The 14170-nt window shown below is 71.0% G+C and carries 14 protein-coding genes; 4 read left to right on the top strand and 10 right to left on the bottom strand.

Going from position 1 to position 14170, the window contains the following annotated elements; translation table 11 throughout:
• Window positions 1–12 precede the first annotated feature (12 nt).
• Window positions 13–459: a MarR family winged helix-turn-helix transcriptional regulator gene (locus tag AC07FT_RS07280; RefSeq protein WP_479174687.1), complete on the bottom strand. Its 447-nt coding sequence runs from the start codon at window positions 457–459 to the stop codon at window positions 13–15.
• 115 nt (window positions 460–574) lie between these two features.
• Between AC07FT_RS07280 and AC07FT_RS07285 the strand changes: the two genes are divergently transcribed.
• A complete protein-coding gene (locus tag AC07FT_RS07285; RefSeq protein ID WP_479174689.1) occupies window positions 575–988 on the top strand; it encodes a DUF1398 family protein in 414 nt (137 codons plus the stop codon).
• A 20-nt stretch (window positions 989–1008) separates the two neighbouring features.
• Here the strand turns inward: AC07FT_RS07285 and AC07FT_RS07290 are convergent, their stop codons facing one another.
• The 4 genes from AC07FT_RS07290 to AC07FT_RS07305 all read right to left on the bottom strand — a co-directional run bounded on the left by AC07FT_RS07290 (window position 1009) and on the right by AC07FT_RS07305 (window position 4875).
• On the bottom strand, window positions 1009–2052 hold the full coding sequence (locus tag AC07FT_RS07290; protein ID WP_479174691.1) for a hypothetical protein: 1044 nt from the start codon (window positions 2050–2052) through the stop codon (window positions 1009–1011).
• Window positions 2053–2360: 308 nt separating this feature from the next.
• On the bottom strand, window positions 2361–2867 hold the full coding sequence (locus AC07FT_RS07295) for a DUF6624 domain-containing protein (RefSeq protein ID WP_402073245.1): 507 nt from the start codon (window positions 2865–2867) through the stop codon (window positions 2361–2363).
• A 120-nt stretch (window positions 2868–2987) separates the two neighbouring features.
• A protein-coding gene (locus AC07FT_RS07300) for an IS5 family transposase (RefSeq protein ID WP_479175191.1) occupies window positions 2988–3868 on the bottom strand; the annotation gives its coding sequence in 2 pieces (ribosomal slippage) (window positions 2988–3508 and window positions 3508–3868; 882 coding nt in all).
• Window positions 3869–4035: 167 nt separating this feature from the next.
• Window positions 4036–4875, bottom strand: a complete 840-nt coding sequence (locus tag AC07FT_RS07305) for a hypothetical protein (protein ID WP_479174693.1) — start codon at window positions 4873–4875, stop codon at window positions 4036–4038.
• A 656-nt stretch (window positions 4876–5531) separates the two neighbouring features.
• Between AC07FT_RS07305 and AC07FT_RS07310 the strand changes: the two genes are divergently transcribed.
• Window positions 5532–6863 carry a phosphatase PAP2 family protein gene (locus AC07FT_RS07310; protein ID WP_479175193.1) on the top strand — a complete coding sequence of 444 codons (1332 nt, stop codon included), beginning with the start codon at window positions 5532–5534 and terminating at the stop codon, window positions 6861–6863.
• 77 nt (window positions 6864–6940) lie between these two features.
• On the opposite strand, the gene AC07FT_RS07315 is transcribed toward AC07FT_RS07310, so the two are convergent.
• From AC07FT_RS07315 to AC07FT_RS07335, 5 genes are all read right to left on the bottom strand, one after another.
• Complete coding sequence (locus AC07FT_RS07315) at window positions 6941–7555, bottom strand: hypothetical protein (protein WP_479174695.1); 615 nt, start codon at window positions 7553–7555, stop codon at window positions 6941–6943.
• A 91-nt stretch (window positions 7556–7646) separates the two neighbouring features.
• A complete protein-coding gene (locus AC07FT_RS07320) occupies window positions 7647–8252 on the bottom strand; it encodes a hypothetical protein (RefSeq protein ID WP_479174697.1) in 606 nt (201 codons plus the stop codon).
• Between the two features lie 72 nt (window positions 8253–8324).
• Window positions 8325–8936 carry a hypothetical protein gene (locus AC07FT_RS07325; RefSeq protein ID WP_479174699.1) on the bottom strand — a complete coding sequence of 204 codons (612 nt, stop codon included), beginning with the start codon at window positions 8934–8936 and terminating at the stop codon, window positions 8325–8327.
• Window positions 8937–9235: 299 nt separating this feature from the next.
• On the bottom strand, window positions 9236–10195 hold the full coding sequence (locus AC07FT_RS07330) for a transketolase C-terminal domain-containing protein (protein WP_479174701.1): 960 nt from the start codon (window positions 10193–10195) through the stop codon (window positions 9236–9238).
• Window positions 10189–11175, bottom strand: coding sequence for a thiamine pyrophosphate-dependent enzyme (locus AC07FT_RS07335; RefSeq protein WP_479174702.1), 987 nt, complete (start codon window positions 11173–11175; stop codon window positions 10189–10191). The genes AC07FT_RS07330 and AC07FT_RS07335 overlap by 7 nt, the downstream gene beginning before the upstream one ends.
• A 251-nt stretch (window positions 11176–11426) precedes the next feature.
• Between AC07FT_RS07335 and AC07FT_RS07340 the strand changes: the two genes are divergently transcribed.
• Together AC07FT_RS07340 and AC07FT_RS07345 are read left to right on the top strand one after the other, a co-directional pair.
• Window positions 11427–12590 carry an ROK family protein gene (locus tag AC07FT_RS07340; RefSeq protein ID WP_479174704.1) on the top strand — a complete coding sequence of 388 codons (1164 nt, stop codon included), beginning with the start codon at window positions 11427–11429 and terminating at the stop codon, window positions 12588–12590.
• A gap of 180 nt (window positions 12591–12770) precedes the next feature.
• Window positions 12771–14120, top strand: coding sequence for a diacylglycerol/lipid kinase family protein (locus AC07FT_RS07345; protein ID WP_479174706.1), 1350 nt, complete (start codon window positions 12771–12773; stop codon window positions 14118–14120).
• The last annotated feature ends 50 nt before the right edge of the window (window positions 14121–14170 follow it).

Consider the following 14170-nt stretch of genomic DNA (forward strand, 5'->3'; position numbering starts at 1 on the left):
CTCGCGCTCCGGTCAGCTGCCCTCCCGCCCCTCCTCGTGGCTGCGCACCCGGTCGATGACACGGCGCAGCAGTTCCCGGGCCGCGCCGATCTCGTCCGGCCGGATATCCCCGGCCAGCTCCTCGTGGATCGCGGTGGCCCGCGCCGTGATCCTCTCCAGGGTGTGCCGTCCGGCGGGGGTGAGGACCAGCAGCGGTGAGCCCTTGTGGTCCGGATTGGCCTCGAAGGCCGCCAGCTCCTCGCGGACCAGGTCATGGGCGACCCGCTGCACCCCCTGGCGGGCGATCCCCAGACGGCGGGCGGCCTGGGGCACGGTCAGCGGTTCTCCGGAGGCCACGCTGAGCAGCTGCCAGCGCGCCTGGGTCTGCCCCTCGGTCGCGGCGATCGCCTCGCCGCTCCTCCGCAGCAGCCCCGCGGCCTCGTAGACGTCCGCGACCAGCAGGGCCATCTCGTCGGACATGCCGTCCTCCTCGAGTCTCTCATTGACAACACGTTGTCTGTATGTAAAGCTGTTGTCATTCTAGCCGGGGCGTATCCGCCCCGCATCCACCCCCACATCACAGGAGAGAAGAGCGATGAGCACGGCCATCAGCACCCTCCACGCCGCCCTGGAGCGCGGCGCCGCCCTCCGTCCCCGCGTCGGCGGCTTCCCCTACCTCGCCGAATCCCTGCGCCGGGCCGGGGTGTCCCGGTGCCGGATGGCGGTGCCCTCCAACGCGATGCTGTACCTCGCCGATGCCGGAAACGTGGTCGTCCAGGGCGAGCCGCTGCTCACCGGCACCGCCGAAGTGGTCCCCTTCGACCGCGAGGCGCTGATCGCCGCCCTCCGCGCCGACCAGGCGGGGGAGACCACGTTCCCCGAGTTCGTCCAGGGGTGCTGGCGCGCCGGTGTGGTCTGGTACGACGTGGATCTGCCCGGGCGGAGCTGTGTCTACTACGGCGCCGACGGCGACTCGTACACCGAGGACTACCCGGCCGTCGAGATCTGACCGCCGCCGGCGCCCGGTCCCTACTGGATGCTCCAGCGGTGCGGATGGCCGGGATCGCCGGGACAGGCGAAGATGTTCAGCTCACCCCACCGGCCCACGGTCACCTCGGTCGGCGTCGCCGAGCGCGACCCCCCGGGGAGCCCGTGCTCCTCCAGCGGGATCCAGCTCCGGCTGCCGCCGTCCCACTCCGAACTGTCGACGGTCAGCAGCAGCTCCATCGGTGCCGCACAGGACGCGCAGTCCATCCGGGCGGGGTCCGTCAGATGCCATGACGCGAACCCTCCGGCGCGCCAGCCGGGCGGTATGGACAGGTCGTACTGGTACCCGGGCTCGTCGACCGGTTCCTCCCCGGTCTCCTCGTACGCCGCCTCCGCCTCCTCCTCCAGGGCCTCCTCGGCGGCGTCTATCCGGGCGCACAGCTCCTCGGGCAGCGTTCCGGCGAACGGGTAGGTGACCACCTGCTCGGGATGCAGGACGCACGGCTCCGCCACATACCCCTCGTACCCCACCACCTCCGGCCGGGGCGGTGTGCCCAGTACCTCGGTGACCTCCCACGACCGGCGCCACACCAGCCGCACCGACATGCCGTACCCGGTGCGGCCGTGACGGTCGAACGGGCACCAGAACACCTGGAGGAGATCGTGGTCCTCCGGCCCCGGGCGCAGATCGGGGACATCCCGCCGGTAGAGCTGTGCCACGCCCAGCATCGGCAGCGGATCGGTGTCGGCGAGGTCCGCGACGTGGTGCTCACGCCCGAGCTCCGTCAGCAACTCCCGTTCCCCGCCCGTCGGTCCGGAAGCGGGGTCGCGCGCCCACGCGTCCTTGAGGATCCGCCGTGCGCGGTGGATGTCCGCCGGGCGCCTGCCGTGCGCCCGGGGGTGCGGTTCGGTGCACACCGGCCATGGCTCGTCCACCGGCCACAGCAGCGGCCCGCCCACGGAACTGTCCGCCACCCCCGGTGCGCCGGGCCGTGGGTGCAGCCGGGTGGTCGTACCGCGATGGGCGGCCAGCCCGGGGTGCAGCTTCTCGACATCGAGCGGGCGTGGCGGGGTGGTTCTCGTCATGGGGGAACCCTAGGCGGGCCGGTCCCGCCCCGGGCCGATCCGGCCCCGGGACGACTAGGGACAGTCACCGATGTCCGGAATGTTCGGATTGGACATGCTGGTGAGAGCGCGGGACGGCTATCCGGGAGAAAGGGTGGTGAGCCGTGATGCTGCGCCTCGGGCTGATCGCCGGGCTCATCGCCGAACTGGTTCTCTTCGGTGTGTTCGTCGCGATCCATCTGTGGAACGACTAGGGCCTGTCCGGCGGATCAATGTCTGCCACATACGAGCCAGGCAGTGATCCACCGGACCCGGCCGGGAAGGGGGCGTCAAGCCATGGAGAACTGGGCGACGTACTCGTCGAAGGGCTCGATGCCGACTTCCGCACGGAGTTCGTCCATACGCTCGGGCTCTTCGCAGGGCCACGGGACCGGCGCCCCGTCCTTCACGCCGGCGATCTGAGTTCCGTAGACCTGCTTGCGACCCTCATTGACCAGCGTGCGGTCGCGCAGGAAGGCCAGCTCGCGCGGGCGGGCCGAGCCTGCCGACACCGCCTGCTGCATCAGCTGGAGCGCGCGACGCTGAACGTCCAGCTGCCGGTCGGCGTGCTGAGCGATGAGCCATGCCGCGCGTGCGGCCTCCTCGCCGACCAGTTCCGCCGTCGGCCAGCCGTACTCGTCCATGATCTCGCCCAGGCGGTCACCGTGCCGGGCAGTCAGTCGCCGCCAGGCCAGCTGCTCGGCGGGGTCGTCGCTGTTCGCGCGGACTGCCAACTGGTGATCGGCCGCAGCCATGTCCGTGAGTTCCGCTGTCAGTGCGGCAACGTCGTGCGCCACTCTCAACTCCCAGGTCAGGTAAGTGCTTTGCGTCCGCCCGCAAGCGTAGAGGTGCAAATCGGGTGTAAAGATCATTCCGGAGAACGGTGACAGGCGCCTCGCCGCACCGGGATAATGGACCTATCCCCGAAGCCAGAGCCGGATTGCTGCGACGGTCACGGTGCCCTGGAAGACGTAGACACGCTTGTCGAACCTCGTGGCAACGGCCCGGGAGGTCTTGAGGGCGTTGATCGTGCGCTCGACTTCGTTTCTGCGCTTGTAGATCGTCTTGTCGAAGCCGGTGGGTCGTCCGCCCTTGCTGCCGCGACGTTGGCGGTTGGCCCGCTGGTTCTTCGGCTCGGGGATGGTGTGCTTGATCTGCCGTCTGCGCAGGTAGCGGCGGTTACGCCGGGAGGAGTAGGCCTTGTCGCCGCCGAGGTGGTCAGGCCGGGTGCGAGGGCGTCCGCCGCTCAGCCGACCGACGCGGATGCGTTCCATGACGGGGATGAGCTGCGGGGCGTCGCCCCACTGGCCCGGGGTGATCAGCAAGGCAAGAGGGCGGCGTCCGCCTTCTCCGGCAAGGTGAATCTTGCAGGTGAGTCCGCCCCGGGAGCGTCCGAGTCCCTCGTCGGGGCGGTGCTGCCGGGGCGTGCGTCTTTTCCCGGCACCCGCGGCGGCTTCTTACGTGCTCCGGCGGCGTGCTGGTGGGCCCGGCAGGTGGTGGAGTCCACGCTCACCATGGACCAGTCGATGCGGCCCTGGGCATCCGCGTCAGCCAGGACGGCCGCATAGATCTTGTCCCACGTGCCGTCCGCCGACCAGCGTCTGTGCCGCTCGTACACGGTCTTCCACTTGCCGAACCTCGCAGGCAGATCCCGCCACGGCACCCCAGTCCGGTTCCGGTACAGGACCCCGTTGATGATCCTGCGGTGGCTTGCCCAACGCCCACCGCGCTGCCCGGACTTGGGTAGATGCGGCTTCAGCCGGGCCCATTCCTCGTTCGCGAGATCTCCACGCCCCATGGACATGCCAACGCGCCCGCAGCGCGAGAAGTCACATGATCCGCCGGACAGGCCCTAGGAGTCCCGGCGGCACGAAGGCGCCTCACCGGCCCGTACCGGCGAGGCGCCCCGCGCACGCCCGGATGCCGTCGCGCATCGGGGCGGGCTCCGGTGGGCTGTCCGGCGCCTCAGCCGGTGGAGGAGTAGCTGCCCTCGACCTTGGAGACATCGATCGACTCCGCCGCCGAGGGGGGCTTCACGGTGAAGTGCACGCCGAAGCCCGACAGTTCCAGGCGGCCCTGGAGGCCGTTCTTGTCGGTCAGGCTCACCGGGTAGGGCTTGCCCTCGGTGGCGATGTGAACCGTGGACGGCTTCTCGCCGGACATGGCGAACGTGATCGGCACGACCTTCTTCCCGCCGACAGTGGTCGGTGCCCCCTTGGTCACCTGCTTCGCGGAGAGCAGGCTCTTGGACATCGTGTCCGGCTGGGCCTGGCAGAGCGCGGCCGTCAGCCCCAGGGTGAGGGAGGACTTGAGCTCGCCCTGGAAGTACTTGCCCTTGGCCCGCGGTTCCTTGGCGAGCACCCGCTTTCCCTCCTGGTCGGTCCAGTAGGCGTCCCCGGGCTTCACCCAGACCTGCTCGCCCTTCTTGATGATGCGGAAATCGAGGCCCTTGAGGCTGCTCGTGCCCAGGCAGTTGCCCGAGGTGTCCGTCATCAGGTCGGTCGAGCCCTGCTCCTCGGCGCCGACGGTCTTGAGACGCATCGACCTCACCGACGAGAGGGCCTCACCGCTCTTCCGTGCGATCTCCGGTCCGCTCAGCTTCTCGATGCCGTTGGGGGAGCCGGTGCCGCCGCTCCCGTCCTCCTTGTCGCCGCCGCCACTGCCCTTGTCGTCGGCGGATGTCTTGTCGGACGCGACCTTGTCGTCCTTCTTGCTGTCGTCACCGCTGTCACTGCTGCAGGCGGAGAGGCCCATCGCGGCCACCGCGATCACCACGGCCGTTCCGATGCCGAATTTCCGTGCCATGAGTCACTACCGCCTATTCGTTGAAAACATTTCAGGTGAAACCGAGAAGGTGTCCGTGCCGTATCGGTGCCATGCCATGAAAGGCTTCCGGGAAGCGGATTCACATCACGTCGGGAATGCACACACTGACATGGCCCACGGAGTCGCGGGTGAGAGCAACCCTGCCACAGAGAAAGGACGGGTGTCGATGCAAGGGTTCGCTAGGGATTTCCCCTAGCGCAGAAAAGCGTGGACCAGCGGAGCGCGAAGAGAAATGACCGTCCCGGGGTTTTTCGCCGGTTCCGTTTTCGCCAGGTCCGCGTCAAGGGGGCAGGGGGCGGGGTGATCGTGCGCACCGGCGACGGATGCCGGGGCGCACGCCAACCCCCGTAAGGGTGAGTGGTATAGCTCACATGGGCAACTCGCCCGTGCTGCTGTGCGTCCTCATATACGCACGCCGGGCTTCGGTGGGCCGGTAACACATGCCCGCCGGGCGTCGAGACTCCCGCATCACTCGGATAGCATGATCGAAGCTACGACGAGCGCCCTCATCGACGCCCTTCACCGGAAAACCGCACTATCCGGCACGAAGAGTGACCTATTTAGACATCCCTAACAAATCGGCCAAACAATTGATATCTAGAGCATCGCGGGTGTTTTCGCGAATTAATGGCAGAATGACTTTCGCCGCATGGCGCCGACCACGGGTCATACTGTGGGCCGCGGCGAGTGTGGTGTTCCTCGGGTTCCTCATCGCGCTGGAGATCACCGCGCGCCACCTCGGTGAGACGGGGCCGCTCGTCAGCCAGGTGCGAGAGGTGATATTCCCGCCCAAGTCGGGCTTCCTGCTGTACGGCGGGATGGCGTTGATGATGGTGGTGCTCACCTGGCGGCAACGGCTCATCGGTGCGGGTGTCGCGGTCGGGATCGATGCCGTCATCCTGCTGGTGCGGTGGGTGCTCGACGCGCCGGCGACCGGCGGGCACCCCTTCGGAACCGGTGCGCTGTGGGTGATGCTGGGCTGTGCGGTCATCGCCGTCACCCGTCGCACGGGTGCGGAACGCGCCCTGCTGCTCAAGGGCGTCGGGCTGGGCCTGGCGCTGGTGGCCGGCCGCAAGATCGGCGACATCTGGCTGTTCATCACCGCGAAGACCCGTCCCATGGTGCTCGATCAGTACGTGGCGACAGCCGATCACGCGCTGGGCAACCCGTCGTGGGTGATGGGCCGGATCGTCAGGGCCTCGGGTCCGGTCGGTCATCATGTGCTCGACGTCATCTACGCCCAGCTCGCGGTGGCCGCGGTGGCCGTCGCGATGTACCAGCTGCGCCGTGTGGCGACCGAGCGCCGCTTCCCGGTCCACCATCTGGTGCGCACGTTCCTGGTGATCGGTCTCCTGGGGCCGGCCATCTACATGATCTTCCCGGTGGTCGGACCGGTCTTCGCCTACGGTCCGGGCGCCTCCGGCACCGGCGGCCCGGAGTGGGCGCTGCTCAATCTGTGGCCGAACACACCGCCGCCGGTGAATGTCCCGCACTCGATGATCTACGACGGGATCACCCCTCGTAACTGCATGCCCAGCCTGCACACGGCATGGGCCACCGCGATTTTCATCCATTCCCGCAAGGGCCCGCGGGTGCTGCGCATCGCGGGGACGTTCTGGCTGATCGCGACGCTCACCGCGACGCTGGGATTCGGGTACCACTACGGTGTCGATCTTGTCGCGGGAGTGGTGTTCACCCTCACGATCGAGGCGGGGCTGCGTGCGTTCGACCGCGGCTGGGACCGGTCGGCAATCCAGCTGGTCGTCCACGGTACGGCGGTTTTCGCCGGGCTCCTGGTGTCCTATCGCTATCTGCCGATGGAGATGGCCAAGCATCCGTGGGTGTTCGGGCCGCTTCTCATTCTGGCGATGCTGTCCGTGATCCACGGCTATATACGGACCACCAGACAATGGGAACCGAAGACCGCGCCGGCGCTGCAACCGGAACCGCAGCCCGAAATGGTCTGAGCACATACGAGGTCCTGCCCGTCATCCGGTGACGGGCAGGACCATCGTCATTTCGGAACCCTCTTCATTTCAGGGTGCTACCCGCAGTTCTCGGCCTTTTCCCGCGCCGTCATCCTGCGGGTGTGCTGCGTCCTGGAGCTTGGCATGTCCGCTACGGGGCCGGTGGCCTCGAAGGGGACGTACCAGTAGTAGTGGCCCCTGTACCGCTTCTTGAAGACCAGCTCGTAGGTCCCCTTCACCCGCTGCATCTGAGGTTCACGGGTGACCCAGCCGACCTCACCGGGCGGGACGTCCACCATCGTGGTCGCCGTCTCGGAGTGCTCACTGGTCCAGGTGTGCTTGAAGGAAGTCTCCACACTGCCCGTGAAGACCTCCGCGAACTTGTACTCCGCACGGATGGCGACCCCGACGGAGTTGCTCGACCCCGTGGTGTCCGTCCAAGTGATGCTGGACAGCTGGGGGTCCTTGGTGCAGTTGTAGGCGAAGTCGCCCACATGCTGTCTGTCCCCGGGGAAGATGTCGGGCCGGCCGCCGGGGTGGAACACACAGGACCTCGTGCCGTTGTTGCACTGGTCGAGCAGTTCCTTGTCGCTCGGCCGGTCATCGGCCCGCGCGGTGGGCATGGCCGTCAGGCTGCCCACGGCGGCTGCCACCGCCAGGAAACCGGCCCCGCGGGCCCGGTTGCGGAACATGGTTGGTGTTCTCCTTCATGGGTGCGGAGTCGATCGGTGCGGCCTCGGGGCCGCCGCGCTGGCCTTCGCCCGTCCGGGCGGTCCGCCCGCGTCACCCGTCGCAGTACCTGGCCTTCTCCTTGGCCGTCATGGGTCGGGTGAGCTGCGACTTGTTGCTGACCCCCGTGGGGCCGGTGGCCGTGAACGGCACGTACCAGTAGTAGTGGCCCTTGTACCGCTTCTTGAAGACCAGCTCGTAGGTGCCCTCGACCGATTGCATCCTGGGCGCGCGGGTGATCCAGCCCACCTCACCGGGGCGGACGTCCACGTTGGTGGTCTGGGTCTCGGTGTGCGAGCTCATCCAGGCGTGTTCGAAGGACGTGGTCACCGTCGTCTTGAAGATGACGCCGAACGTCGCGCTCATGGAGAGCCCGACGCTGTTGCTCTCCCCGGTGGTGTCGGACCAGGCCAGGCTCGACCGCTGTTTGCGGCTGGTGCAGTTGTAGGCGAAGTCACCCACCTGGTGCCGTTTCCCGGTGAACTCGTCCGGCTGTCCGCCGGGGTGGAAGACACAGGTCCTGGTGCCGTTGCCGCACTTCTCCAGGAGTTCCTGGTCGGACGGCCGTTCATCGGCCTGCGCGGTCGGCATACCGGTCAGGCTGCCCACCACGGCCGCCGCCGCCAGGAATCCGGCGGCGCGGGCACGGTTGCGGAACATCGTGCGTTGATCTCCTATCCGGGAGCGCCGGGGCGATCCCGCGGACCCCGGCCGGGGTCCGCGGACATCCGGCTACCTGAAGCTGACCGACTGGGCCCGGTTGTCGGCCGAGGCGCCCACGTCGATGGTGTTCTCCGTGTACGGTCCCTCGACCCCACCGGCGAGATCGGGTTGCGGGTGGAGCTGGATTTGGCAGTTGGCCCAGGGCTGTACGGAGGAGATCTTGTTCTTCCACTTGTCGTCGAGGTTCCAGTAGAAGACCTCCTTGTCGTGGTCCCCGCACGGACGGGCGCCCCAGAGGGTGAGCGAGGCACCTCCGTAGCGCTTCTGCGTGAAGAACGTCCCGATGACGACATCACTGGGCTGGACGACCCGGTTGGTGGCCGCCTCGGGCAGCTCCTCCCCGTCGGCGTTCACCTTCTTCTGGAAGGCCGCGGAGCGTACGGCGGCCGCCGGATCGGCGGGCGCGTCGGTGACGCGGCCCCCCGTGGCGTGCTCCATCACCTCGGCGAAGGTGGCGAAGCACCGCAACCGGCCGTCGTCCGCGCCCGCCAGGCAGTGCCGGCCGGCGGAACCGGAGGACTCACCGGCCATGGCGGCCGGAGCCCCCGCGGTGCACATCACCCCGGCTATCCCGGCCGCCGCGGCCACCGCGATCCGGCCACGTCGTGCTCGTGCGGTCATAGGAACCTCTCCTGTACGAGGGCAACTTCGGTGCTCGCTCCCGGCGCTCCGGGCGGCGCTCCTCCGTACGGTCGGGCCGAGGAAACGCACGGCTGCGACGGAAGCGGGGGGAATAATGATGCACCCCAGTGGAACTGGACACCAGTGACGGCTGGGGCGCGCTCTCCCGGCCGTTGTGAGTGGCACCGTCGGACACGCCCTGATTGCCCTGGCTCGCGGCACCTATTCACCGTGAGTTTTTGTGATTCGGCGGGGGCGTCACGGTGGTGGGGAGTGCCTGCCCGGGAGGTGAAAGGCCCTCAACCGGCGTGCAGCGTCAGCCGGATGGCCGCCCGGACGTCCCCCTCCGTCACCGCGTCGTTCCCCTCGCCGTCGTCCCCCAGGGGCTCCCCGCGGGTGAGCCGCAGCGGTGGCGCCTTCAGCGCGGAGTGCACCACGGTGGCGGCGGCGACGATCTCACCGGCCACCGAGCCCGGTGCGGGGGCGTCGTCGCACACCACCAGACGGCCGGTACGGACGGCCGAACCCAGCACGGTGTCCAGGTCGAGCGGCACCACGGTGCGCGGATCGACCACCTCCACCGAGACGCCCTCCTCGGCCAGACGGGCCGCCGCCCGCAGCGCCACCGGGACGAGCGGACCGACCGCCACCACGGACACGTCCGTCCCCGCGCGCCGTACCGCGGCGACCCCCAGCGGAATCTCCGCCGCGGGGCCCGCCCGTGACGGCACGTGGTCCGCGGCCGCGCTCCGCGCCACCACCACCGGCCCCGGGGACCGCACGGCAGCGAGCGTCAGCCCCGCCGCGTCATGACCGTCCGAGGGCAGGACCGTGGTGAGTCCGGTCATCGGGGCGAGCAGTGAGTGCAGCGGCTGCGACCCGGGCGGTCCGCCCCAGTCGTCCACCACGAACACCACCGGCGGCGCGGCGGCGGAGGCGGCGCTCACCGCCGCGGTGTGGGCCAGCGGCCCCAGGACCGCGGTGGATTCGTGGCCGGTGAGGTCCAGCACCGGGCGCAGCCCGGCCGCCGCGGCGGCGGCGCACACCGCGGCCACCGTCCCGGCCGGGCCCGGCAGGACCCGGACCCGCCGCGCCCCGACCACCTCGGCCAGGGCCCGCAGCTCCGGGTCCCCGGTGGCACCCGGCGAGAGGGCCGCCGGGCGGACGGCCACGACGGAGGGGTCGTCGGCCATCGCGGCGCGCAGCCCCTCCCACACCCCCGCAGGGGGCGGGAACACCTCTCCGGCCGCTCTCACCACGCTCGTCCGACATCCCCCGACGGGGCGGCGGAACCGGAGACCGGGATGCCGGGGCGGGACCCGGCGTCGTTCCCGCCCAGCCAGCCGTCCACGGTGGCCGCCTCCTCGCCCCGCAGCCGTTCGACGTCGGAGCGGGTCAGCACTCCTTCGCCGATCAACTGCCGGGCCAGTCCGGCGATCGGATCCTGGACGAGAGGGTCATCGGCGGCCGGTGCGTGATCGCCGCTCACGGCCGGCCCGCCGTCCGACGAGCGGTCCGCGGACGGGAGGCGGACTTCCAGCAGCCCGGGCCCCTCGCCACCGCGCACCCGCCGCACCGCGCTCTCGGCCGCCCGGTGCACCTCCAGGACGTCGCCCGCGTCCACCGGCCCGTCCCGCATCGCCCGCAGCCCGCCGTACGACGCCGGTCCGGAGGTGTCCGGCGCGCCCGCACCGCCGGGCCGGTGCTGCCGGACGAAGAGGACCGGCAGCCGCATCTCCTGGGCCATCAGGGTCGCCTCGTACCAGCCGGGGGAGAGATGGGTGTCGCACAGGACCACGGTGATGTGGTCGCGGTCCGCCTCCTGGTCGGCCCAGGCGGTGCCGACCGCCGTCACCAGCGCCTGTTCGGCGAGTCCGTTGGCGCCCACCAGGCCGTGGCTGGTGTCGAAGAAGTGGGCCAGCAGCCCGTGTCCCCGCGCGCAGCCCGCCGGGCGGCCCAGGACTCCGGCCCACAGCCGGTCCGGGCGTGTGTTCTTGGCGATCAGCGCGGCGTGGCCGGAGGACACCGAGGTCACCCTGTCCTCGTCGCGCATCGCCGCGATGACCCCCACCACCACCGACTCCCCGCAGTGGGGGAGGGGTTCGAGCGCGGGGGCCAGCCCCCGGTCCCGCAGTGCCGCGGCCTTCGCCTCGTACAGCCGGACCCGCATCATCAGGCGCAGCAGGGGGAGTCGTCGCTCGAGGGCGCGGCTCGGGCCGCGGCCGGAAGCTGTCTGCACGTGGTTGCCACTCTCTTCGCCTGGCGGACGGTCTCCCTGGCGGACGGTCGGGTGGACCTGCCGTGAACGCGCCCGCCGGAACGGGGCGCGGCCACGGATCGCGTTGAGCATTCCAGAAGATCGGGGGGTGAGCCCCGATGGATTTCCCTAGTTGTCGGCGGGGGCCGCTCCGTGCTCCGCGGGCGGTCGCGGCTCTGCGGGCCGTCGCGCTCGACTACTATCGATCTCTCGATACCGACCGGTAGGGGAACATGGCCGAGGAAGCGCGCGGGGGTGATCTGTCCCGGCTCCGTCAGCTGAACGCGCGTGCCGTCGTACGCGTACTGCGCGGCGAACCGCCGCTGACCCTGACGGAGATCTCCCGCCGCACCGGCCTCTCCCGCGCCTCCACCGACGACGTCGTACGGCAACTGACCGAACAGGGCTGGGTGGCCGAGGCCGAGCGCACCGCGGGGACGGTCGGCCGTCCGGCCCGCCGCTACCGCTTCCGCGCCGACGCCGGACGGGTACTGGGTGTGGAGGTGGGCGAACGCCACGTGGCCGCTATGGTGGCCGACCTCGACGGCACCGTGGCGCACAGCGCGCGGGTCGTGGTCGACGCCGCAGCGGACCGCACCGCCCGGCTGGCCGCCGTCGACGAGGTGACGCGGCAGGCGAGGGCCGTGGCCACCACGGAGCTGGGGCCCGGTGCCATCTGGGCCACCGGGGTGGCCACCCCGGGACTCGTCGCCACCGACGGACAGGTGTCCGTCTGCGATGAACTGCCGGACTGGACGGGCGTCGATCTGCGCGCCCACCTCGAACGCACGGTTCCCGGCACCGTCCTGGTGGACACCCTGGGCAATCTGGCCGCGCTGGCCGAGAGCTGGCGCGGCGCGGCACACCACGCGCAGCACGCCGTCTGTCTGTACGCGGGATCCACCACCGGGGCGGGGCTGATCATCGGCGGTGCGGTGCACCGTGGGTTCGGCAACGCGGCCGGACAGATCGGCGCGCTGCCCGCCGCGGGCTGGGAGCGGGCGCGACGCCGGGTGCGGGAGTGGCGCCCCGCGGCGGACACCACCGCGGGTGAGCCGGTGGACGTGTTCACCGCCGCCCGCGCAGGGGACCGTTCCGCGGTGGACACGGTGCGCGCCTACGCACGGCACCTGGGCATCGGCACCGCGGCCCTGGTGCTCACCCTCGATCCGCAGCTCCTCGTCCTGACCGGTGGCTTCGCCGGCCAGCCGGAGACGGTGACCGCCCCGCTGCGGCGGGAGCTCGTCCGGCGCTGTCTGCGCGCCCCGGAGATCCTGGTCTCGCCACTGGGCGAGCGGGCGGTGGTGCTGGGCGCGGTCCGCCTCGCCCTGGACCACGTCCGCGACCTCGGGGTCGGCGGGCCGCTGGCCTCACGGCCACCCTCCGCACCGGGCTGACCGCGCGGATGTCCTCGCGCCGCCGGAACGGGCCGGGCACCCGGAAATGATGCGCGTCCCCGGCACCGGGTGTGTGCTGGGAGGAGCGGCACCTCGGCTTCCCGGCGCATGCCGTACGGGCGTACCTCGCCCGGGGCGCCGGACCGGGACGTGCCGGGGGCGGGCCGCCCGGGAGGTCCGATGGGCATGGCTGTGGGCGCGGGAGGTCCCGTGGCCCCGCGCTGGAGCGCGCGGTTCGCGGTGGTGGCGGGCACGGCGGCGGTGCTGGTCCTCCTGCTCTTCGCCGGACTCAGCAGTGTGCTCCTGGTCGCGGTGGGCGTGGCCGGGATGGTGCTCACCGCCGCCGGTGTGTGGTGGGCGCTGGTGCACCGCGCGCTGCTGCGGATGCTCGCCCTCGCGCTGGCCGTCGCCGCCCCCGTGACGGTCGTCGTCCTCTACGCGCTCGCCGGACTGCTGTGGGTGGTGCTCGTCTCGCTCGCGCTGTGGGCGCTGGCCGTGTCCACCGGCCGGGCCGCGCTGGCCGCGGACAGCGGGCCGGACCGCGGCGCGGAACGCCCGGCCGCTCCGCCGGTGCGGCCCTTCCTCATCATGAACCCGCGTTCGGGCGGCGGGAAGGTGGCCGCCTTCCACCTGGTGGAGAAGGCGGAGGCGCTGGGCGCCGACGTCGTGGTCCTGGACCCGGACCATCCGAGCGATGTGGCCGTACTCGCGCGGCGGGCCGCCGACGCGGGCGCCGATCTGCTCGGAGTGGCGGCAGGGGACGGCACCCAGGCACTGGTGGCAGGGGTGGCGGTGGAGCGCGGACTCCCTTTCGTGGTGATCTCCGCCGGGACCCGCAACCACTTCGCCATGGACCTCGGACTGGACCGGGACGACCCGGCCGCCTGTCTGGACGCGCTCACCGACGGGGTGGAACTCCGCGCGGACCTGGGCTTCATCGGGGACCGCCCGTTCGTGAACAACGCTTCCTTCGGCGCCTACGCCTCCGTCGTCCAGAGCCCCGCCTACCGTGACGACAAGCTCCGCACCACCCTCGACCTGCTGCCGGACCTGCTCACCCATGACACCGGGCCGCGGCTGACCGTCCGGGTGCGGGACCGGTCCGTCGAGGGGCCACAGGCCGTGCTGGTGAGCAACAACCCGTACCGGATGGGCGATCCGGCGGGACTCGGGCGCCGGGAGCGGCTGGACTCCGGTGTGCTGGGGGTGCTGGCCGTCACCGTGGACACCGCGGCACAGGCGGCCGGGATGCTGCGCGGCCGCCACGCCCCCGGGCTGACCTCGCTGACCGCCCATGAGGTGGTCGTGGACGCCGATGCCCCCACCGTCCAGGTCGGGGTGGACGGTGAGGCGCTGACGCTGCCGACGCCGGTGCGGTGCCGTGTCGCACCGCGCGCGCTGCGCCTGCGGCTGCCCCGCCACCGCCCCGGCACCCCGTCCGGCAAGCCGCCGATGGACTGGCGGCGGGTGCGGCATCTGGCGCTGACCATGGGGCGGACCGCGGCCCCGCACGGCGGCGCCCACCGCTGAACCGGTTGCCGGACCGTAGGTGGTGGCCGTGTCCGCGCCGACCGCACCCG

Source organism: Streptomyces sp. NPDC045899 (genome assembly GCF_056431485.1).

What these genes read in the sequence shown, in the direction of transcription:
- AC07FT_RS07280 (WP_479174687.1), bottom strand. Translation starts at nt 459, where the DNA reads ATGTCCGACGAGATGGCCCTGCTGGTCGCGGACGTCTACGAGGCCGCG.
- AC07FT_RS07285 (WP_479174689.1), top strand. Translation starts at nt 575, where the DNA reads ATGAGCACGGCCATCAGCACCCTCCACGCCGCCCTGGAGCGCGGCGCC.
- AC07FT_RS07290 (WP_479174691.1), bottom strand. Translation starts at nt 2,052, where the DNA reads ATGACGAGAACCACCCCGCCACGCCCGCTCGATGTCGAGAAGCTGCAC.
- AC07FT_RS07305 (WP_479174693.1), bottom strand. Translation starts at nt 4,875, where the DNA reads ATGGCACGGAAATTCGGCATCGGAACGGCCGTGGTGATCGCGGTGGCC.
- AC07FT_RS07310 (WP_479175193.1), top strand. Translation starts at nt 5,532, where the DNA reads ATGACTTTCGCCGCATGGCGCCGACCACGGGTCATACTGTGGGCCGCG.
- AC07FT_RS07315 (WP_479174695.1), bottom strand. Translation starts at nt 7,555, where the DNA reads ATGTTCCGCAACCGGGCCCGCGGGGCCGGTTTCCTGGCGGTGGCAGCC.
- AC07FT_RS07320 (WP_479174697.1), bottom strand. Translation starts at nt 8,252, where the DNA reads ATGTTCCGCAACCGTGCCCGCGCCGCCGGATTCCTGGCGGCGGCGGCC.
- AC07FT_RS07325 (WP_479174699.1), bottom strand. Translation starts at nt 8,936, where the DNA reads ATGACCGCACGAGCACGACGTGGCCGGATCGCGGTGGCCGCGGCGGCC.
- AC07FT_RS07340 (WP_479174704.1), top strand. Translation starts at nt 11,427, where the DNA reads ATGGCCGAGGAAGCGCGCGGGGGTGATCTGTCCCGGCTCCGTCAGCTG.
- AC07FT_RS07345 (WP_479174706.1), top strand. Translation starts at nt 12,771, where the DNA reads ATGGGCATGGCTGTGGGCGCGGGAGGTCCCGTGGCCCCGCGCTGGAGC.